General features: G+C 49.4%; 24 protein-coding genes. 16 read left to right on the forward strand and 8 right to left on the reverse strand.

Going from position 1 to position 18,927, the window contains the following annotated elements:
• Positions 1-21 precede the first annotated feature (21 nt).
• Complete coding sequence (gene syd / locus MN202_RS12385) at positions 22-585, forward strand: SecY-interacting protein (protein WP_335736441.1); 564 nt, start codon at positions 22-24, stop codon at positions 583-585.
• Here syd and MN202_RS12390 read toward each other — a convergent pair.
• Together MN202_RS12390 and MN202_RS12395 are read right to left on the reverse strand one after the other, a co-directional pair.
• On the reverse strand, positions 552-1,349 hold the full coding sequence (locus MN202_RS12390) for a DUF2310 family Zn-ribbon-containing protein (protein WP_335736442.1): 798 nt from the start codon (positions 1,347-1,349) through the stop codon (positions 552-554). The two genes, syd and MN202_RS12390, sit on opposite strands and share 34 nt — an antisense overlap.
• The gene (locus tag MN202_RS12395; protein WP_335736443.1) at positions 1,349-1,642 is read right to left on the reverse strand and encodes a hypothetical protein; all 294 of its coding nucleotides are present in this window, start codon (positions 1,640-1,642) and stop codon (positions 1,349-1,351) included. Before MN202_RS12395 ends, MN202_RS12390 begins: the two co-directional genes overlap by 1 nt.
• A gap of 184 nt (positions 1,643-1,826) precedes the next feature.
• Here MN202_RS12395 and MN202_RS12400 point away from each other — a divergent pair, with 184 nt between their 5' ends.
• Entirely contained in the window at positions 1,827-2,186 is a 360-nt protein-coding gene (locus MN202_RS12400) for a DUF3192 domain-containing protein (RefSeq protein WP_335736444.1), read from the forward strand.
• A 71-nt stretch (positions 2,187-2,257) separates the two neighbouring features.
• On the opposite strand, the gene MN202_RS12405 is transcribed toward MN202_RS12400, so the two are convergent.
• Entirely contained in the window at positions 2,258-2,485 is a 228-nt protein-coding gene (locus MN202_RS12405) for a DUF2789 domain-containing protein (RefSeq protein WP_335736445.1), read from the reverse strand.
• A 143-nt stretch (positions 2,486-2,628) separates the two neighbouring features.
• Here MN202_RS12405 and MN202_RS12410 point away from each other — a divergent pair, with 143 nt between their 5' ends.
• Positions 2,629-3,279 (forward strand): GNAT family N-acetyltransferase, encoded by a 651-nt coding sequence (locus tag MN202_RS12410; RefSeq protein WP_335736446.1) that lies wholly within the window; start codon positions 2,629-2,631, stop codon positions 3,277-3,279.
• A 21-nt stretch (positions 3,280-3,300) separates the two neighbouring features.
• The gene (locus MN202_RS12415; RefSeq protein ID WP_335736447.1) at positions 3,301-3,615 is read left to right on the forward strand and encodes an Mpo1-like protein; all 315 of its coding nucleotides are present in this window, start codon (positions 3,301-3,303) and stop codon (positions 3,613-3,615) included.
• Here MN202_RS12415 and MN202_RS12420 read toward each other — a convergent pair.
• Positions 3,612-3,911, reverse strand: coding sequence for a DUF3301 domain-containing protein (locus tag MN202_RS12420; RefSeq protein WP_335736448.1), 300 nt, complete (start codon positions 3,909-3,911; stop codon positions 3,612-3,614). The genes MN202_RS12415 and MN202_RS12420 overlap by 4 nt on opposite strands.
• Positions 3,912-4,020: 109 nt before the next feature.
• Between MN202_RS12420 and MN202_RS12425 the strand changes: the two genes are divergently transcribed.
• The 3 genes from MN202_RS12425 to MN202_RS12435 are packed head-to-tail and all read left to right on the forward strand — an operon-like array spanning position 4,021 to position 5,581.
• Positions 4,021-4,341: a YqcC family protein gene (locus tag MN202_RS12425; RefSeq protein ID WP_335736449.1), complete on the forward strand. Its 321-nt coding sequence runs from the start codon at positions 4,021-4,023 to the stop codon at positions 4,339-4,341.
• Entirely contained in the window at positions 4,338-5,150 is an 813-nt protein-coding gene (gene truC / locus MN202_RS12430; RefSeq protein WP_335736450.1) for a tRNA pseudouridine(65) synthase TruC, read from the forward strand. The genes MN202_RS12425 and truC overlap by 4 nt, the downstream gene beginning before the upstream one ends.
• A complete protein-coding gene (locus tag MN202_RS12435; RefSeq protein WP_335736451.1) occupies positions 5,132-5,581 on the forward strand; it encodes a flavodoxin in 450 nt (149 codons plus the stop codon). Before truC ends, MN202_RS12435 begins: the two co-directional genes overlap by 19 nt.
• Here MN202_RS12435 and cysZ read toward each other — a convergent pair.
• Positions 5,578-6,339: a sulfate transporter CysZ gene (gene cysZ, locus MN202_RS12440; protein WP_335736452.1), complete on the reverse strand. Its 762-nt coding sequence runs from the start codon at positions 6,337-6,339 to the stop codon at positions 5,578-5,580. The genes MN202_RS12435 and cysZ overlap by 4 nt on opposite strands.
• 215 nt (positions 6,340-6,554) lie before the next feature.
• On the opposite strand from cysZ, the gene MN202_RS12445 reads away from it, so the two are divergent.
• Positions 6,555-6,749, forward strand: coding sequence for a hypothetical protein (locus tag MN202_RS12445; protein WP_335736453.1), 195 nt, complete (start codon positions 6,555-6,557; stop codon positions 6,747-6,749).
• 91 nt (positions 6,750-6,840) lie between these two features.
• Here MN202_RS12445 and dapD read toward each other — a convergent pair whose 3' ends face one another.
• The 3 genes from dapD to map are packed head-to-tail and all read right to left on the reverse strand — an operon-like array spanning position 6,841 to position 11,108.
• On the reverse strand, positions 6,841-7,665 hold the full coding sequence (gene dapD, locus MN202_RS12450) for a 2,3,4,5-tetrahydropyridine-2,6-dicarboxylate N-succinyltransferase (RefSeq protein ID WP_335736454.1): 825 nt from the start codon (positions 7,663-7,665) through the stop codon (positions 6,841-6,843).
• An 8-nt stretch (positions 7,666-7,673) separates the two neighbouring features.
• Positions 7,674-10,298, reverse strand: coding sequence for a bifunctional uridylyltransferase/uridylyl-removing protein GlnD (gene glnD, locus MN202_RS12455; RefSeq protein ID WP_335736455.1), 2,625 nt, complete (start codon positions 10,296-10,298; stop codon positions 7,674-7,676).
• Positions 10,299-10,319: 21 nt separating this feature from the next.
• Positions 10,320-11,108 (reverse strand): type I methionyl aminopeptidase, encoded by a 789-nt coding sequence (map, locus tag MN202_RS12460; RefSeq protein ID WP_335736456.1) that lies wholly within the window; start codon positions 11,106-11,108, stop codon positions 10,320-10,322.
• Positions 11,109-11,414: 306 nt separating this feature from the next.
• Between map and rpsB the strand changes: the two genes are divergently transcribed.
• From rpsB to rseP, 8 genes are all read left to right on the forward strand, one after another.
• Positions 11,415-12,146, forward strand: coding sequence for a 30S ribosomal protein S2 (gene rpsB, locus MN202_RS12465; protein ID WP_335736457.1), 732 nt, complete (start codon positions 11,415-11,417; stop codon positions 12,144-12,146).
• A 105-nt stretch (positions 12,147-12,251) separates the two neighbouring features.
• Positions 12,252-13,124, forward strand: coding sequence for a translation elongation factor Ts (gene tsf / locus MN202_RS12470; protein ID WP_335736458.1), 873 nt, complete (start codon positions 12,252-12,254; stop codon positions 13,122-13,124).
• A gap of 123 nt (positions 13,125-13,247) precedes the next feature.
• Positions 13,248-13,988 (forward strand): UMP kinase, encoded by a 741-nt coding sequence (pyrH, locus tag MN202_RS12475; RefSeq protein ID WP_335736459.1) that lies wholly within the window; start codon positions 13,248-13,250, stop codon positions 13,986-13,988.
• Between the two features lie 61 nt (positions 13,989-14,049).
• On the forward strand, positions 14,050-14,607 hold the full coding sequence (gene frr, locus MN202_RS12480) for a ribosome recycling factor (protein ID WP_335736460.1): 558 nt from the start codon (positions 14,050-14,052) through the stop codon (positions 14,605-14,607).
• Between the two features lie 132 nt (positions 14,608-14,739).
• Positions 14,740-15,504 (forward strand): polyprenyl diphosphate synthase, encoded by a 765-nt coding sequence (uppS, locus tag MN202_RS12485; RefSeq protein ID WP_335736461.1) that lies wholly within the window; start codon positions 14,740-14,742, stop codon positions 15,502-15,504.
• A gap of 5 nt (positions 15,505-15,509) precedes the next feature.
• Positions 15,510-16,373 (forward strand): phosphatidate cytidylyltransferase, encoded by an 864-nt coding sequence (locus MN202_RS12490; RefSeq protein ID WP_335736462.1) that lies wholly within the window; start codon positions 15,510-15,512, stop codon positions 16,371-16,373.
• The gene (gene ispC, locus MN202_RS12495; protein ID WP_335736597.1) at positions 16,373-17,566 is read left to right on the forward strand and encodes a 1-deoxy-D-xylulose-5-phosphate reductoisomerase; all 1,194 of its coding nucleotides are present in this window, start codon (positions 16,373-16,375) and stop codon (positions 17,564-17,566) included. The genes MN202_RS12490 and ispC overlap by 1 nt, the downstream gene beginning before the upstream one ends.
• Positions 17,566-18,921 carry a sigma E protease regulator RseP gene (rseP, locus tag MN202_RS12500; RefSeq protein ID WP_335736463.1) on the forward strand — a complete coding sequence of 452 codons (1,356 nt, stop codon included), beginning with the start codon at positions 17,566-17,568 and terminating at the stop codon, positions 18,919-18,921. Before ispC ends, rseP begins: the two co-directional genes overlap by 1 nt.
• Positions 18,922-18,927 lie beyond the last annotated feature (6 nt).

Here is an 18,927-nt window from a genome sequence, read left to right on the forward strand (position 1 = left end):
GGCAGTTTATCATAAAGTGTAATGGCAGATCCCGTGACTATTTCCGACATTTATCCGCAATTTGTGCAACAGGCGCTGGCATGGCAGCAACAAAACCACAGTACTTTACTGACCTGGGCTGATGAACAGAGTCCGTCGCCGTGCCAGCTTGGTGCCATTGAACACAACCAAGTACAGTGGCAACCGGTACTGCAGCAACCGCAGGCCGATTTCAGCAATGTTGAACATGCGCTGGAACTAAGCTTACATGATGATATTAAACAGTTTTATCAATTGTATTATGGCGCCGGTCTGGCGGCACAACATCAGCGCGGTAAGCTGATGTTATTGATGGTATGGAACAGTGACGATGTTAAACGACTGCAGGAAAACATCATAGGCCATATCATCATGAAGCGCCGGCTTAAGCAGCGTGAAACGGTATTTTTTGCCACTACCGAAGACGACGACATTATGTTGTCGGTACTTAACAGCAGTGGCGAGGTGTATCTGGAGCACGTCGGCCAGGAAGTGTCAGAAAAACTGGCCGATAATCTGGCGCAGTTTATGGCTCAGCTTGTGCCTTGCTCAGCCGACGGGCTTTGACAATCCCAGGCTATATTGCTGACCAAAAAGCAGCTATCGCATTTAAAGTCGAATAATTGCAGCAAGGGCGCAGTTAACTGCCAATTTGCACCGCAGCCCGGGCAGCATTTGTTGGCATCGGCAGTGCAGTCACTGCTGCTGCCACTGTAAAGGACATAATACACCGCAATATTGTTGTCAGCTGCCAGGCGCCGCGCCAAACGACGGCCCTGACGGTTAAGGTCGCTGTGCAATTGTTGCATGCTGCGTTCTGCCGTTTTGTGCAATACCCGGTTTTGCTGCATCTGAATTTCGTCCAGCGCCTGATATTGCAGCTGCCAGCGCAGTAAAGCCTCATGATCGGGAGCTGTTGTGCGTAGCTGATACAACGGCACCGGAGCTAAATCGGCACCGCAGCGCAGTGGCGAGCAGGTGTCACTAAAACGGCTGTACAGGATGTAAAATTCACTTTGCTGGCAGGGATCACTATGTTGTGACATTAGGTCCATACCCAGGATCCTGACCTGAGGATAGGCCAGGCCGGCTGCGGCAAGTTGTTGCTGGGCCTGCAGACCTCTTGGGCTATGACAGCTTTGTTGCAGTGCATTTTCTGCCGGTAGTACCAGGCGGCAGACAAAACTGTGTTGCTGCCAGGCAGTGGGAAACTCCCGCCCGAGGCTCTGACCATTAAAAATAAGTGCCTCAACGTAATTACGGATAGCGGCTTCAGCCCGGTCTAAGCTGGTATCGGCAATGATTTTGAACGTCAGTTCTGCCAGATACATTAGCTGTTACCCAATTTACTGAGTAATAAATCCAGTTTGGCTTCAATTCGGTTTAGTTGTTGGTGTAAGTCATCCACTTGATCAGCATTTTGCTCTGCTGGCTGCGGTGCAGATTCGCCAGCACTGGCATCGGCATATATTGGATTACTGCGCCAGTGCTGATAAGCAGCAAAAAGTTGTTGCGGTGTGAGCTGTCCAGCCAGGCGGGCACGGAACAGTGCCAGACTCGGGTTTTTACCTTCCCGCTTTAATTGGCCCGCGGCCTGTTGCAGCAGTTGCATGGGGTCTGTCATCTGATGCCTTAGATTGTTTGTTTGACCAACTATTGGCGAAATTTACCATCAATCCGCTTGGAAAGATAATGCTGAATTCGTATCTATATGTTTTAAAACAGTTTAATTGCTGGCATATTCTTTGCTGAAGACACAGCAGCCTGAAATACTGGCCAATTACCTAAAACAATTAAGGAAAGTTATTATGTTAGCAAAAGTTTTTGTCGCCGCGGCGCTGGCCGTGACGTTATCAGGATGTGTGGTAGCTGTTGGCGGTAATCATGAGTTTGATGACGATAGCAACTGGAAGAAAACGCAAAGCCAGAATCAGCAACAAATTAACAAGCTGACACTGGATATGACGGCAGAGGAAATCCGTACTTTGCTGGGTACGCCGGATTTTACCGAATCTTTTGTTAAAGAGAGTGACACTGTGCAGGTGTTGTTTTACCGCACCCATCATCACAAAAGTGACGGTAAAACCACCAAAGAAGAGTGCACGCCTTTGATCTTCAAACAAGGCCGCTTAACCGGCTGGGGCGATAAGGCATATCAGTATCTGTAACATCAATACCCGCCCGCTGGCATAGATCCTTGCCGGCGGGCTATCGCCGGCATGTGTTGTTGCCACTATTTTCAGTGCAATAACGTATTTAACTCATCAATAATTTCACACCATTCGGCGTCCTGTTTTAGCGACTCGCGCAAAAAGCCGGCCTGCGCCGCATTCCAAAACGGTGCATCCTGAATGGCCATTCCCGGTGCCAGTTTGTGTTGTTGCACAAAAAGATTGACGGCCCGCTCATCATTATCCAGACCCAGTTGGGCAAACAAGGTTGTCAGAGTGTGTGCTGAGGTATCCATTGCTACTCCTGTGTATTACTGCTGTTAGCCTGCCTGCTAAAAAGCATAGCTGTTATCAGTAAATTTGCTGAATTGCAGCGCTTGGCATTTTATATTCACACTGTTATGGTGGTGAAAAAAACAACAATAACTAAGGATCCAGCATGTTGGCAGAGTTGAATACGGCAAACTTAGACCAGTTAAAAGCAATGTTACTTAGCGCAGAAGAGTTAAAGCTGGCAGCATCATTGCTGTACCAGTCGTACCATGATGATCCTTTGTTTATGGAGATTTTCCGCGCGGATAAACCAGACTATGAGCAGCGTTTGCGCGCAGCGATCCGCGAAGAGCTCAGCACCTTCTGGCAGGCAAATCAGCCGATAATAGGCTTATTTAACGCCGAGCAATTACTAGGTGTCGCCTGTGTAATTACACCCGACTCTGGCATTGGTGCCAGCAGGTTATGGCACTGGCGGCTGAAAATGTTGCTGACGGCAGGCTATGTATCTACTAAGCAGTTACTCGACAAAGAGCAAAAAATTCATGCTGCCATGCCAGCACAGCGTTATCATATGCTGGCCTTTATTGCCGTGGCGCCTAAGCACCAGCATTTGGGGTTGGGGCATTATCTGATCCACGCTGTCGACTCTATTGTCGATAAAGACGAACACTCTGCCGGTATCGGCGTCTTTGTCACGCTGGAGAAGTATCACGCCTTTTTTGCTGATGATCTGTATCAGCCGGTTACCAAACTGACGTTTAATACTGTCGGTGGTACCTTGATGTTCCGGCAACGGCAGCAACTGACAGTTTGATCGAGTAGGGGAATAGTGCTTATGACTAAATTCAGTAGTTTTGCCGAGTTTTACCCGTATTATTTAACCGAGCACCGCAATCCCATCTGCCGTGCCTTGCATTATATTGGCAGTGGCTTAGTGATAACGGTGCTGTTGTTTGCACTACTGACGCAGCAATGGCGTTTATTGTGGCTGTTGCCGCTTATAGGTTATGGTTTCGCCTGGCTGGGGCATCTGGTGTTTGAACACAATAAACCGGCGACCTTTAAATATCCGTTTTACAGTCTGGCGGCAGATTGGGTAATGCTGAAAGATTTTTTAACCGGCCAGCTAAAGCGCAAGCTAGCGGGCTAATTAATACGATAAGCCGGTAAATTAAATGCCGCCAGGCGCATGCCGCTAAGTAATAATTCCGCCTGGTAACGGCTTTCGCCATCGCCACTGAAATCGACCTGATAAAGCGTTATAAAACGCAAGCGGCCATTAATTCTGCGAAAGCTATGGCCACTGCGGCCACAATCGAGTAGTTGCAATTGCTGCTGCTGACACAGCTGACTCGCTATTACTACGGCGCGCTCGTCTTGCTTGCGCTGCTGCCAAAACAGGTAACACAGGCTGCTGATAACCAGCAGCAATAACACCGGACCCATATCTCACTCCTAAAGCTATTGGCTGATAATGCTGATTAGCATGTCGTTTTACAAGGGCTGGCTGTAGCTTTTGCTTATGCTAAACTGCGCAGCTTATTACGAGGTTGTTATGTCAGACGCAGTTAAAACCCTGCTTATCGAACTGGAAACGGAATTAAAACAGCAGCAACTCTGGAGCGCTATGCCTCCCGATGCTGAGGCTATGGCCAGCACCCTGCCATTTTGCTGCGATACCCTGCTGCTTGAACAATGGTTGCAATTTATCTTTCTGCCGCGCTTGCATGCCTTGTTGGACGCGCAGTTAGCCTTGCCAAATAAAATCGGCATATTACCGATAGCTGAGCAGACATTTAGTGCTGATAGCGCACGGTTTAGCCGGTTACTGGCTATTATTGGCCGTATTGACAAGACCTTGTCGGCGGCTGTATGAGTTCAGCCGAGCCCTTTGTCTTACAAGCGCCGCTTACTATCCTGTATCAGGATGAGCATCTGGTGGCGATAGATAAACCCAGCGGTATGTTAGTGCATCGTTCGTTTTTAGATAAACATGAGACGGTGTTTGTTATGCAGACACTGCGCGATCAAATTGGTCAGCATGTGTTTCCGGTGCACCGCTTGGATCGACCAACTTCAGGTGTGCTGCTGTTTGCGTTGTCCAGCGAGGTGGCCAGGTTGTTGGGACAGCAGCAGGAGCAACAGCTTTGGCGCAAGTGTTATCTGGCAGTGGTGCGGGGGTTTTTACCTAAGGGCGGTGAGCTGGATTATCCTCTAAAAGAGCAACTTGATGATATTGCCGATAAATTTAGCCGAAGCGATAAAGCGCCGCAGCAAGCCATTACCCGCTTTCAGCCACTACAGCAGGTAGAGCTGCCGATCCCGGTAAGTAAGTATCCGGCCGCGCGTTACTCTTTAGTGGCACTACAGCCGTTAACCGGTCGCAAACATCAGTTACGCCGCCACCTGGCACATCTGCGCCATCCGATAGTGGGTGACACCAGTCACGGTGATGGTAAACACAATGCTTTGTTTAAACAGCATTTTAACTGTCGTCGTTTACTACTGGTGGCTAAGCAATTACAACTGCCACATCCGCTTAGCGGTGAAACTTTGCAGTTTAGTGCCGGTCTGAACGAACTAATTCCGCTGTTTCAGCAATTTGGCTGGCCGACAGATGACGCTTATTATCAGCAACAATTCGCTGAACATTTTACGGAGCAAACATGGCAAAAATCGCAGTAATGGTAGGCAGTGTTTATGGCGCAGCCATATATGTCGCCGAGCAGGCGCAACCGCTACTTTCCGGCCTGGGGCACGAGGTCAGGCTGTACGAAGAGCCAAAATTAGACGAGGTACAGGCTTTTAACGCTGATATCTGGCTGGTGATAAGCTCCACCACCGGTCAGGGCGATATACCGGATAACCTGTTACCGTTTTATCTGGATGTGCAAAACCGTTTTCCGTTGTTAACCGGTAAGCAATTTGCGGTAATTGCGTTAGGTGACAGCAGTTACGATACGTTTTGCGGTGCCGGCGAGCAACTGCGTGACTTACTGCTGGAAATTCAGGGGGCTGAGCTCTCGCCTATGCTGCGCATTGACGCCGGTGAAACGCTGGAGCCAGAGACAATTGCTTTGCCCTGGCTTAAGCAGCAATTTAGTGCGTTAAGCTAGCAATACTTATCTAATCTGCTGTACGCCTTTGCACCTGGGGCTTTGAGTGCCGGATCATTTTGAGCCGCCAGTTTATCGACCCACATAGCAGTAGCACCACAGACGGCTATGGGCATAACAAACAGGTTAAACAGTGGGATCATACAGGCAATATTCACTGTAATACCAAAAGCGAAACTATTGCCTGGCTGATTGCGCAGTTGTTGGCGCATCGTGGCAAAGTCTATTTTGTGATTGTCATACGGGTAATCGACATACTGGATTGCCAGCAACCAGCTGGTAAACAAGAACCATAAAACAGGGCCAACCAGCGGCAAAAATAAAAACAACACAAATAAAATAATGGCGCGTGGCAGTGCATACAGCAGTTTTTGCCATTCGCGGCCCAGCATGCGCGGTATATCTTTAATAAAACCAGTGCTACCAACGGTAGGCGGGGTTTTACCAGTTAAATGCGCTTCGACTTTTTCGCTAAGCAAGCCGTTAAAGGGCGCGGCAATAAAATTGGCCACCATGGTAAAGCTATAGGCCAGGCCAATCACCAGTGTCATCACGCCTAGCGGGATAAGCAGATATTCCAGCCAGTGTAACCATGACGGCAGATAATGCTGTACCGCCGCCACCATGGCATTAACCTGCTGCAACAGGACATAAAACGCCAGAGAAAACAGCACCAGATTAATACTTAGCGGTATCAGTACAAAACGCTTTAAACCTTTGGTCTGGATCAAACTTAAGCCGCGAAAAAAGTAGTACATTAATGCTCAGGCCAGTGATTAGTGAAGTTAAAGGCAGTATAAAGACTTTTATCTCTGGTTTAAGCGCTCAGGCTGGCTTTTTTCGTAACAGAATATAATGTTGTAACATGGCAGCTATCAACTGCTGGCCGGTTTTGTGTTAGACTGCGCGCAATTTTTTGGCTGCGGCACTTTGCAGCGTGGCCAGGGTTTAAAATGTCAGGAAAGGGTGAGTTATGGCGATCTTAGGTTCTGCGCTGGTGTTTGGATTAACTACGCTGTGTTTGCTGGCAGGGCTAACCTGTCTGATTTCAGCTTTACTGGTGCCGGCAGAGGTAGGGGCGGAAAAACGTTTCGAAAAACGCCTGGAGTACACCATGTTTGCTGCGGTGGGCCTGGTGAGCTTTGCGGTCATGCTGTATATCGGCTAAAGGCCAGCTGCCATGCTGCGACCATGGCATAACACTACAGTGTATGATAAAAAAACGGCAGCCTAAGCTGCCGTTTTTTATTAGCTATTAATTACTCTACGCTGCGCAGCAGGGCATTAATGCCTACTTTAGCACGGGTTTGCGCATCGACTTTCTTCACAATAATCGCCGCATATAAACTGTGGCTACCATCTTTGCTGGGGATAGTGCCCGGCACCACCACAGCGCCGGCTGGTACGCGGCCATAGCTGATTTCACCGGTTTCGCGGTCATAAATGCGGGTGCTCTGGCTGATATAGACGCCCATCGACAGTACAGCACCTTCTTCGACGATTACGCCTTCTACCACTTCCGAGCGGGCACCGATAAAGCAGTTATCTTCAATAATAGTTGGGTTGGCCTGCAGCGGCTCTAATACGCCACCAATGCCAACACCGCCGGATAGATGTACGTTTTTGCCTATTTGTGCACAGCTGCCAACAGTGGCCCAGGTGTCTACCATAGTGCCTTCACCAACATAAGCGCCGATATTGACATAGGACGGCATTAACACCACGTTTTTAGCGATATAGCTACCACGGCGCACTGCGGCAGGCGGCACTACGCGCACACCATCGGCCCGGAACTGCTCATCGCTGTAAGATGCATATTTCATTGGCACTTTATCGAAAAAGCGGTTTTCTGCACCGTCCATCACTGCATTGTCGTTAATGCGAAATGACAGCAATACCGCTTTTTTCAGCCACTGGTGTACTACCCATTCACCGGCAATTTTTTCGGCTACCCGGGCGCTGCCGTTATCCAGCATGCTGATGGCAGTGCTGACCGCCTGCTTTACTTCAGCGGTTACCGTGCTGGGGGTTATTTCGGCACGTTGTTCAAATGCTTGTTCTATAATGCTTTTTAACTCTGACATTGGGTCTGTTAGCCTTCTGTTTGCTGTGAAAGTTGCTCAATCAGTGCCCGTTTCAGCGAGCTTTGCTGCTCGCTGGTCAGGGCCTGATCATCGCTATTGGAAATCATGAAAAAGTCTTCGGCCCGCTCGCCGATGGTGGTGATTTTCGCCGCATGGATATTGACATCACAACGCTGAAATACTTCGCCAATATTGGCCAGCAAGCCCGGCGTGTCGAGCGCTGCCAGCTCTATCATAGTGCGTTTAGCCGTGTTGCCTGGCAAAAACACCACCTTGGGTGGCACATTAAACTGGCGCATCTGGCGCGATAACCGGGTTTTTTGCCGGGATAAATCCGGCTTGCCGGCAATAAATAGCTCCAGCGCGCGCTTAATACTTTGCTGGCGTGACGGCGAATTAACGGCTTCACCGTTTTGCTCCAGCACGACAAAGGTGTCCATAGCATAACCATCTTTGTTGGTCATGATCTGGGCATCAAAAATATTCACTTTTTTGCTGTCCAGTGCGGCGACTAAGCGGGCAAAGAGTTTAGGTTGATCTTTGGTGTAAACAAATACCTGAGTACCACCGCGGATCGGCGCTTTGCTTATTAATACCAGCGGGTCATCCGGGTTTTTATGCCGCAGTATATGCTCGCAGTGCCAGGCAATTTGCCGCGCACTGTAGCGGGCAAAATAATCGGCTTTAATCCGGCTCCACAGTTGCAGTATTTCGCTTTCGCTAAAGGTTTGCTTTAGCAGCAGCGGCATGGCTTCACTTTGGTTTTCACGAATTAAATCGCGCAGGTCCATCGGTTTTTCCAGGCCGCGGCGAAAAGCCTTTTGTGTCGCCAAAAACAGCTCACGCAGTAAAGAGCCTTTCCAGTCGTTCCATAAGTTGTCGTTCGTGGCGCGGATATCGGCCAATGTCAAACAATACAGGTAATTAAGCCTTGTTTCGTCACGTACTTTTTCGGCAAACTCGGCCACTACGGCCGGGTCGTGAATATCACGGCGCTGGGCGGTAACCGACATCAGTAAATGATGCTCGACCAGCCAGGCAATCAGTTTGCTGTCAAAATCACTGAGCTTATGCAGCTTGGCAAATTCGCGCACGTCCATAGCGCCAAGCTCAGAGTGATCCCCACCACGGCCTTTGGCAATGTCATGGAAAATACCGGCTAAGTACAACAGCTCAGGCTTCTCCATTTTTTTCACGATGTCACTGCACAGCGGAAATTCGCTTTCGTGCTCGCTTAGCGTGTATTTGTACAGATTTTTAAGCAAGCGGTGGGTGTGCTCATCCACAGTGTAAGCATGAAACAAGTCAAATTGCATCTGACCGACAATATTGCGCCACTGCGGCAAATAGGCTGCCAGTACACCGTAGCGATGCATTAAGGTGATCGCTTTATCCATGCCACGAGGGTGGCGGATAATAGCTAAAAACAGTTGCCGGCAGGCTTCATAATCCTGTAAGTCACCCATTAAGCGCCGCCGCACCTGGCGGATAAGCCGCATGGTGGAAGAATGCACGCCGGTAATGTTGGAGTTGTTGGCAATATGCCAGAACAAGCGCAGCAGGTTGTCGCGCCGGGCAAATACTGCATTATCCCGCGCAGTGATTAAATGACCCTGCAGCTCAAAGTAATCATCTAAAAGCAGCGTTTTAACTTTTTCTTTATGGTTAAGGATGCTGCCATCAAAATGCTGTAGCAGCATTTCGTTTAATTCTGCTACCCGTTGCACGGTGCGGAAAAACCGCTTCATCATACGTTCTACCGAGGCTTTACCATCGGCACCAAAACCAAGCCGCTCAGCCACGGCCGGCTGATAATCAAATAAAATACGGTTTTCGTTACGGCCGGCTTCTAAATGCAAGGCAAAGCGCATCTGCCACAGGTAAGCTTCACACTCCATCAGTTCCTGGTATTCATCTTCGGTCAGGTACTGGTAGGCGACCAGTTCACGCATGGTTCGGGTTTGAAAATGTCGTTTGGCTACCCAACCTATGGTTTGTATATCGCGCAGGCCGCCGGGGTTGGCTTTTAAGTTCGGTTCCAGATTATAAGCAGTGCCGTGATACTGGGCATGGCGCTGCTGTTGTTCGTGCCGCTTGGCCTGGAAAAATGCCTGACTGGTCCAAAAACTGTCTTTGCTGACTTCCTGCTGTAATTGGTCAAACAGCGGCTTGTTGCCGGTTAAAAGGCGCATTTCCAGCAGGTTGGTGGCGATGGTAATATCATCTTTGCCAAGCCTAATTGACTCTTTTAACGTGCGCACACTGTGGCCAACTTCGAGGCGCAAATCCCACAGCACGGTAATAAACTGTGCTACCGCATCCTGCTGGGCGCCTGACAGACGGCCCGCTGTCAGTAATAACAGGTCGATATCGGAGCAGGGGTGTAGCTCGCCGCGGCCATAGCCGCCGACGGCGATTAGGCTAACATCCTTACTTTTGTGCAAGTCGAACTTGTGCCACAGCTGCACCAATACGTCGTCGATAAAACGGGCACGGGCTTTAACCAGGCTGTTAACCGGATGCTGCGAGAAGCTGCGACCAAGCCAGTCATGAAATTCCGCGAAATGTTTTTTATAGCTGTCCAGGCTGTAACTGTCCGGAAGCGCTTTGCTATAGGTTACCGCCTGACTCATTAAGCTACTCCTGTAAGGCGTTTATTCTGCCGTTAAGATCCGATCTATAGTGTCGTCGCTGCGCAGGGTTAAAATTTCACAGCCGGTGTCGGTGACCAACAGCGTATGCTCAAACTGGGCGGATAAACTGCGATCTTTGGTTACCACTGTCCAGCCGTCAGCTAACAATTTGCTGTGACGGGCGCCGGCGTTAATCATCGGCTCTATGGTCAGGCACATGCCGGTTTTTAACACTTCGCCACTGCCGGGTTTGCCGTAGTGCAATACCTGTGGGTCTTCATGAAACACGGCGCCGATGCCATGGCCACAGTATTCGCGTACTACCGAGTAACTATGTGCTTCAGCATGTTGTTGAATTACATGACCTATATCACCTAAACGCACGCCATTTTTCACTTTTTTCAGTGCCAGATACATGCACTCTTGTGTTACCCGGATCAGCCGTTCAGCCATAATGCTGCCTTTGCCAACCACAAACATCTTAGAGGTGTCGCCGTGGTAGCCGTCTTTGATAACGGTGATATCAATATTAATGATATCGCCATCTTTTAGTTTTTTGTCCGCCGGTATGCCATGGCAAATGACCTGATTAACTGAGGTGCAAATTGATTTTGGAAAACCATGGTAGTTAAGCGGTGCCGGTATCGCCTGCTGCTCGTTAACGATGTAGTTATGACAAATGGTATTGAGTTCATCGGTCGTTACGCCGGCTTTTACATAAGGCTCAATCATTTCCAGCACTTCTGCGGCAAGGCGGCCTGCAACACGCATTTTTTCAATTTCGGCCGGGGTTTTGATAGTAGCTGTCATGCTGTCTCTCTAATTTGGGTAACGCCGGAACCCAGGCATTACTGCTGTAAAAATACACATTAGATTGTGTTTGTAAGGTGTCTATGGTATAAAGCGCGCCGCAAATTAGCAAATTGCTTTGGCGTATATTGCAGAACCTTTTGTTCTTAAATATGGCTGACAGCATTGCAGTTTGCCTAACGTAAACAAAACACACATGTATCGGCACATATTCCGGGGTGCTTTTTGCATTACTGAACCACAGTAAGCTTAAGGTCGGCATATGGGATACATGGAGGCTTAACCCCTTATACAGGAAAATAAATCATGGCAAAAGTTTCTATGCGCGACATGCTCCAGGCGGGCGTGCACTTCGGTCACCAAACCCGTTACTGGAACCCAAAAATGAAGCCATTCATTTTCGGTGCGCGTAACAAAGTACATATCATCAACCTGGAACAAACTGTTCCTATGATGAACGATGCACTGGCATTCATTCAGCAAGTAGCGGCGAAAAAGGGCAAAATCCTGTTCGTTGGTACTAAACGTGCTGCCTCTGAAGCGATCAAAGAAGCTGCAGTTAAGTCTGACCAATTCTATGTAAACCACCGCTGGTTAGGCGGTATGCTGACTAACTGGAAAACAGTACGTCAGTCAATCAAGCGTTTAAAAGATCTGGAAGCACAGAGCCAGGACGGTACTTTCGACAAGCTGACCAAAAAAGAAGCTTTAGACCGTACCCGTGAAATGGACAAGCTGGAAAAGAGCTTAGGCGGTATTAAAGATATGGGCGGCTTGCCAGACGTGCTGTTCGTAATCGACGCTGACCATGAGCACATTGCGATCAAAGAAGCTAACAACCTGGGTATTCCGGTTGTATCTATCGTTGATACCAACTCTGATCCAAAAGGCGTTGACTATGTAATTCCAGGTAACGATGACGCGATCCGCGCTATTCAGTTATACCTGGGTGCTGTTGGTCAGGCTATCCTGGAAGGTCGTGACAAAAACATCGAAGTACAGGCAGAAGCTGAAGCCTTCGTTGTTGAAGCAGAGTAATTTTTCTGTCATTGGCGCAGGCTAAGCTGGCGCTATATTGTACAGAATTGCGACAGGGGCCAAGGCCCCTGTTTGTCTAACCAGAATTAATACGAGGAAGCTCCCATGGCTGTAACTGCCGCTTTAGTAAAAGAACTTCGCGAGCGCACTGGCGCTGGCATGATGGATTGTAAAAAAGCACTGGAAGAGACTGCAGGTGATATTGAAGCTGCGATCGACGCCATGCGTAAAAGTGGTCTGGCCAAAGCTGCCAAGAAAGCAGGCCGTATCGCCGCTGAAGGTACTATTATTACTCGCGTAGCAAACGGTTACGGTATTGCTATCGAGTTTAACTGCGAAACAGATTTCGTTGCCCGTGACGCCAGCTTCCTGGCTTTCGCTAACGCTGTTGCAGATTTAGCTCACGCTAACAAGCTGTTCACTGCCGAAGCTATTTTAGCGGCTGATTTAAACGGTACTTCAGTTGAAGATACCCGCGCGACTTTAGTGGCTAAAATCGGTGAAAACATCAACGTACGCCGTGCAGCAGTAGTTGAAGGCGCCGTAATTGGTTCTTACGTGCACTCTGGCCGTATCGGTGTATTAGCCGTGCTGGAAGGCGGTAACGAAGATATCGCTAAAGACGTTGCTATGCACGTTGCTGCTAACAACCCAGGTTATGTTAACCCGGAAGACGTGTCTGCCGAAGTGGTAGAGCGCGAGCGTCAAATTCAGGTAGAAATTGCGGTTAACTCTGGTAAACCACAAGAAATCGCTGAAAAAATGGTTGCTGGCCGTATGACTAAGTTCACTGGCGAAGTGAGCTTAACTGGTCAACCATTCGTGAAAGACCCGTCAGTTACGACTGGTGATTTCCTGAAGCAACACAGCGCTAAAGCCGTATCTTTCATCCGTTTAGAAGTGGGTGAAGGTATCGAAAAGAAAGAAGAAGACTTCGCTGCAGAAGTTGCTGCACAAATCGCAGCAGCTAAGAAGTAATTTATTCTTCTGCCTTTGGGCAAAACCCGCTAAAATAACCGCGACTTTGAGTCTGACAAGACTTAAATCGCGGTTTTTTTTACCCGCAATAATCTAATTTCACCCCGGCACGATGAGGAAGTCATGAGCATAAATCCAAAACCTACCTACCGCAGGATCTTATTAAAACTCAGTGGCGAAGCGCTGATGGGCGACGAAGGCTTTGGTATCGACCCCAAAGTGCTGGACCGGATGGCGCAAGAAATTAAAGAGCTGGTAGAGCTTGGCGTCCAGGTTGGTATCGTTATTGGTGGGGGAAACATTTTTCGCGGTGAAGGCCTGGCTAAAGCCGGTATGAACCGCGTTGTTGGCGACCACATGGGTATGCTGGCCACGGTAATGAATGGCCTGGCAATGCGCGATGCGCTGCACCGTGCTTATGTTAACGCCCGCATGATGAGCGCCATTCCGTTAAACGGCGTCTGTGACAACTACAGCTGGGCTGAAGCCATCAGTTTATTAAAATCAGGCCGGGTAGTGATTTTTTCTGCCGGTACCGGTAACCCGTTTTTTACCACAGATTCTGCTGCCTGCTTGCGCGGCATTGAAATTGAAGCGGATGCGGTGTTAAAAGCCACTAAAGTAGATGGCGTGTTTTCTGCTGATCCGGTTAAAGATCCCAGCGCCACGTTATATAACCAACTTACCTATAATGAAGTGTTGGATAAAGAACTGAAAGTGATGGATTTAGCTGCCTTTACGCTGGCAAGAGACCATAACCTGCAAATTCGGGTGTTTAATATGAACACGCCAGGCGCGCTAAAGCGGGTGATCATGGGCGAGCAGGAAGGTACAGTCATCGACCACGCGGAAAATTTACAGTAAACTAGCCGGTCTTGGTGCGGCTGTGTTGCAGCCAGGCAATGAATAAAAAAGGATATCGATCGTGATTAACGACATTATTACAGACAGCAAAGTGCGGATGGAAAAAAGCGTTGATGCACTTAAAGTACAATTAACTAAGGTGCGTACTGGCCGTGCTCACCCCAGCTTGTTAGATGGCATTTCTGTTTCTTACTACGGCACTGATACGCCTCTGCGTCAGGTTGCCAATGTGTCTATCGACGATGCCCGTACTTTAGCTATTACCGTGTTTGATAAAAGCATGGCGGCGGCGGTAGAAAAAGCCATAATGGCGTCCGATTTGGGTTTAAACCCAATGTCTGCCGGTACGGTAATTCGCGTACCACTGCCAGCACTGACTGAAGAGCGCCGTAAAAGTCTGGTAAAACTGGTACGTGGCGAGGCAGAAAACGGCCGGGTAGCGGTGCGCAATATTCGCCGTGATGCCAATGCAGATTTAAAAGCACTGCAAAAAGATAAAGCCATCAGCGAAGATGACGAACGCCGTGCCGTAGATGAAATTCAGAAAATCACTGACAGTTTCGTGAAAAAAATTGACGAAGTACTGGCAGACAAAGAAAAGGAATTAATGGAAGTCTAACTCAGACTTCTGTTACCTTAGCAGCGTCGTGACGCTTTGGCTTTACGGCGCTTTTTTCTATTTGGTTGTAATGTTTTAGTGGTACAGAATCAGCTTCAGACTGATGTAAAAGGTTAAGGACAGGTCGCACCTATGACTGCACAGACGCAGCTTAAACCGCAAAGCTTGCCGCAGCATGTGGCAATAATAATGGATGGCAACGGCCGTTGGGCGCAGCGGCAGGGCAAACCGCGGGTGTGGGGGCATAAAAAGGGCGTTGAAGCCGTGCGTCGCAGCGTGAGTTTATGCCGCGAACTCGGAATACCGTCGTTAACCCTGTTTGCTTTTAGCAGCGAAAACTGGCGGCGACCTGAAGACGAAGTATCAACATTGATGCAGCTATTTTTAATGGTGCTGCAAACTGAAGTGAAAACCTTACACAAACATAATGTGCGGTTAAAAGTCGTCGGTGATCTGACGGCGTTCAGCGATAAACTAAAAGCCAATATTGCCAAAGCTGAACAACTGACGGCCAACAATACAGCCTTAACGCTGAATATAGCGGCTAACTATGGCGGACGCTGGGACATTACCCACGCGGCTCAGGCGCTGGCTAAACAAGTACAGGCCGGTAGCTTAGCGCCAGAGCAGATAACAGAAGAATTGCTGGCACAGCAGATCCAGATGCACGATCAACCTGAGCTGGATTTGTTGATCCGTACCGGCGGCGATTTACGCATCAGTAATTTTTTGCTGTGGCAGGCCGCGTATGCTGAGTTTTGGTTTACTGACACGCTCTGGCCGGATTTTGACCAACAAGTGTTTTCAGATGCTATTGCCGCTTTTGTCAATCGCGAGCGTCGGTTTGGTTGTACTGCGGAACAAGTACGACAGCTGGCGGCGCTTGCTAAAGGATAACGAGATTGTTTAAACAACGGGTGATAACAGCGCTGTTTCTGGCGCCACTGGCTTTAGCCGCAGTGTTTTTTTTACCGCTGCCGGGTTTTGCTGTTTTTATATCGGTGGCTTTTTTACTGGGGGCCTGGGAGTGGAGCGGTTTTTGCGGCTTAGCCAGTAAAGCTATGCGTTGGACCTATGTTGCGCTGACGGCGCTGCTGCTGGCGCTATTGTACTGGCGATTACCGGTTACACCGGCATTGCCGATTGAATCGAATATTTTGCTCAGTAGTCTGCTGCTGCTTGGCGCGTTCTGGTGGCTGTGCGCAGTGGCTTTGGTACTGAGTTTTCCGCGCAGCCAGCGTTTGTGGGCCAACCGTGACTGGTTAAAGGCCTTAATGGGTTGGTTGACGTTGATCCCAGCCTGGGTAGCGGTGCTGTTTATTCGCAATGTTGATTATGCCGCTTCGAGCTTTACCGGTGCCTGGCTGATTTTTTGTTTACTGGCTCTGGTGTGGGCTGCTGATATCGGTGGCTACATTGTCGGAAAACCTTTTGGCAAACATAAACTACTGCCAAAAGTCAGCCCGGGCAAAACGGTTGAAGGTATGTTGGGTGGCCTGGGGCTGGTTGCCATAGTGGTAACAGTGGTTGCCGCTTTGCAAGGCTGGCCGGCACAAACCGGCATCTGGTACGGCGCGGCTTTTCTGCTGACGGTATTGTCGGTGTTTGGTGATTTAACCGAAAGTATGTTTAAACGGGTCGCGGGTAAAAAAGACAGTGGTGCCTTTTTGCCCGGTCACGGTGGTATTTTAGATCGTATAGACAGCTTGACCGCAACAGCGCCGCTGTTTGCATTATTGATCGCCATTTTCGGTGGTTTCTATTGATGCGTCAGGTGGTGATCCTCGGTTCAACCGGCTCTATAGGTGTCAGTACGCTGTCTGTGTTAGCACAGCATAGCCAGAGTTTTCAGGTGCTGGCGTTAACGGCCGCCAGCCAGGTGGATAAACTGTTAGCGCAATGTCTGCAGTTTAAACCGCGCTACGCGGCGATGTTTGATGCAAAAGCCGCTGCTGAGCTTAGCTTTCAGTTAAAACAAGCGGGCAGTACGACAGAGGTGCTAAGCGGCCATGCAGCTTTGTGCCAGCTGGCCGGCCACCCGGATGCCGATATCGTGATGGCCGCCATTGTTGGCGCCGCAGGGTTGCTGCCAACTCTGGCGGCAGTAGAGCAGGGCAAAACCGTATTGCTGGCTAATAAAGAAGCGCTGGTAATGACCGGTGAGCTGTTTATCAACAAGGTTAAACAGCACGGCGCCACGCTGTTGCCGATTGATAGCGAACACAATGCCATTTTCCAATGCTTACCGGCAGCTTTGCAGCAACATACGCATGACCAGCGGATACAGGATTTTGGCATAAGTAAGTTGTTACTTACCGGCAGCGGCGGACCTTTTCTGACGACTCCGTTAGCGCAGTTTGACGCTATTACACCGGCTCAGGCCGTTGCGCACCCTAACTGGAGCATGGGACAAAAAATCTCTGTCGACAGTGCCACCATGATGAACAAAGGCCTGGAGTTTATTGAGGCGCGTTGGTTATTTAATTGCGCCGCCGATGATATTGAAGTTGTGATCCACCCGCAGAGTATTATTCATTCTATGGTGCAATACACCGACGGTTCGATACTGGCGCAGCTGGGGCAGCCCGATATGCGCACGCCTATTGCGCATGCACTGGCTTTTCCGGGGCGCATGGCCAGCCCGGTGGCGCCACTCAATTTTAAACAACTGCGTGATTTTACCTTTACCGAACCCGAGCCCGAGCGCTACCCCAATTTGTATCTGGCCATAGAGGCATGCCGCGCCGGACAGGGCGCAACTACCGCGCTAAATGCCGCCAACGAAGTGGCAGTGGCGGCTTTTCTTGCCGGTCAGATCCGTTTTACTGACATTGCCCGGGTGAATAGCGCTTGTCTGACACAATTTGTTGGTTTTCGCGCCAGTGCACTCGATGATATAGTGGCGCTTGATCAACAGGCGCGGCAAAGCGCACAAGATACCTTAAGGAAATTAGCCTGATGTCGGGTGCAATCTGGAATTTACTGTCGTTTATCGTGGCCCTGGGTGTACTGATTACCGTGCATGAGTTTGGCCATTTCTGGGTTGCCCGCAAAAATGGTGTCTTGGTAAAACGTTTTTCAATTGGTTTTGGTAAAGCCTTGTTGCGGTGGCGCGATAAGCAGGGCACTGAATTTGTTATTGCTGCTATTCCGTTAGGCGGCTATGTACGGATGCTGGATGAGCGGATCGACCCGGTATTACCGCAGTTTAAAGATTTGGCGTTTAATCATAAAACGGTATGGCAGCGCATGGCCATTATTGCCGCTGGTCCGGCAGCAAATTTTATTTTTGCGGTGTTTGCACTCTGGTTGATGTACATGCTTGGCGTTCAAACCATGCGGCCGGTGGTAGCCAATGTGGCACCTCAGTCGATAGCAGCACAGGCTGGTTTTAAGCCGAATCAGCAAATTGTCGCAGTAAATCAACATGCAGCTACTGATATCAGCAGTGTTAACTTGTTACTGGTTGAACAGATCGGCCGCGACAGTATTACGCTGCAACTGCGCGATATGCTAAGCACTGAACAAACTACGGTGACACTTAACACCAGTGAATGGCAGTTTGACCCGGAAAAACAAAGCGTGTTTGACAGCCTGGGCCTGCAACTGGCCCGGCCACAAGTGCAGACAAAAATAGCGCAGGTGGCTCCAGATTCGGCCGCGGAGCGCGATGGCCTGCTAAGTGGCGATATCGTTCTGCGAATAGATGACGAAGACATCAGTGACTGGAGCCAATTGCAACGTCTGGTAACTAATGCACCAGAACAAGTGCTGCAATTTACTATAGACCGTGATGGCCAGACTATGCAGCTTCAGGTGACACCGGGCCGCCAGCGTGCAGATGACGGTTTCAGTCAGGGCATACTGGGTGTTGTACCCGCAGTAGGCGAATGGCCAGAAGGGGTGCTTTACACCCGTCAGTATGGTGTTTTTGCTGCAGTTGGTGCCGGGCTGTCGCATACCTGGCAGCTGACCCGGCTAAGTATTGCAATGATCGGCAAATTGCTAAGCGGCGATGTGTCGGTGAAACATTTAAGTGGACCAATTTCCATTGCTCAGGGTGCTGGCACCACAGCCAGTATAGGTTTGGTGGCTTTTCTGTCGTTTTTGGCACTGATAAGTGTTAACTTAGCGGTGATTAATCTTCTGCCGCTACCGGTGCTGGATGGCGGCCACTTAATGTATATGCTGGTGGAACTAATACGCGGTAAACCTGTCTCTGAAAAGACGCAGGAAACAGGTTTTCGCTTTGGGGCGTTAGTCCTGCTGATGTTGATGGGAATTGCGCTGCTCAACGATATTTCTCGTTTGTAAATAACT

The organism is Rheinheimera muenzenbergensis (genome assembly GCF_036984005.1).
Lineage (GTDB): Bacteria > Pseudomonadota > Gammaproteobacteria > Enterobacterales > Alteromonadaceae > Alishewanella > Alishewanella muenzenbergensis.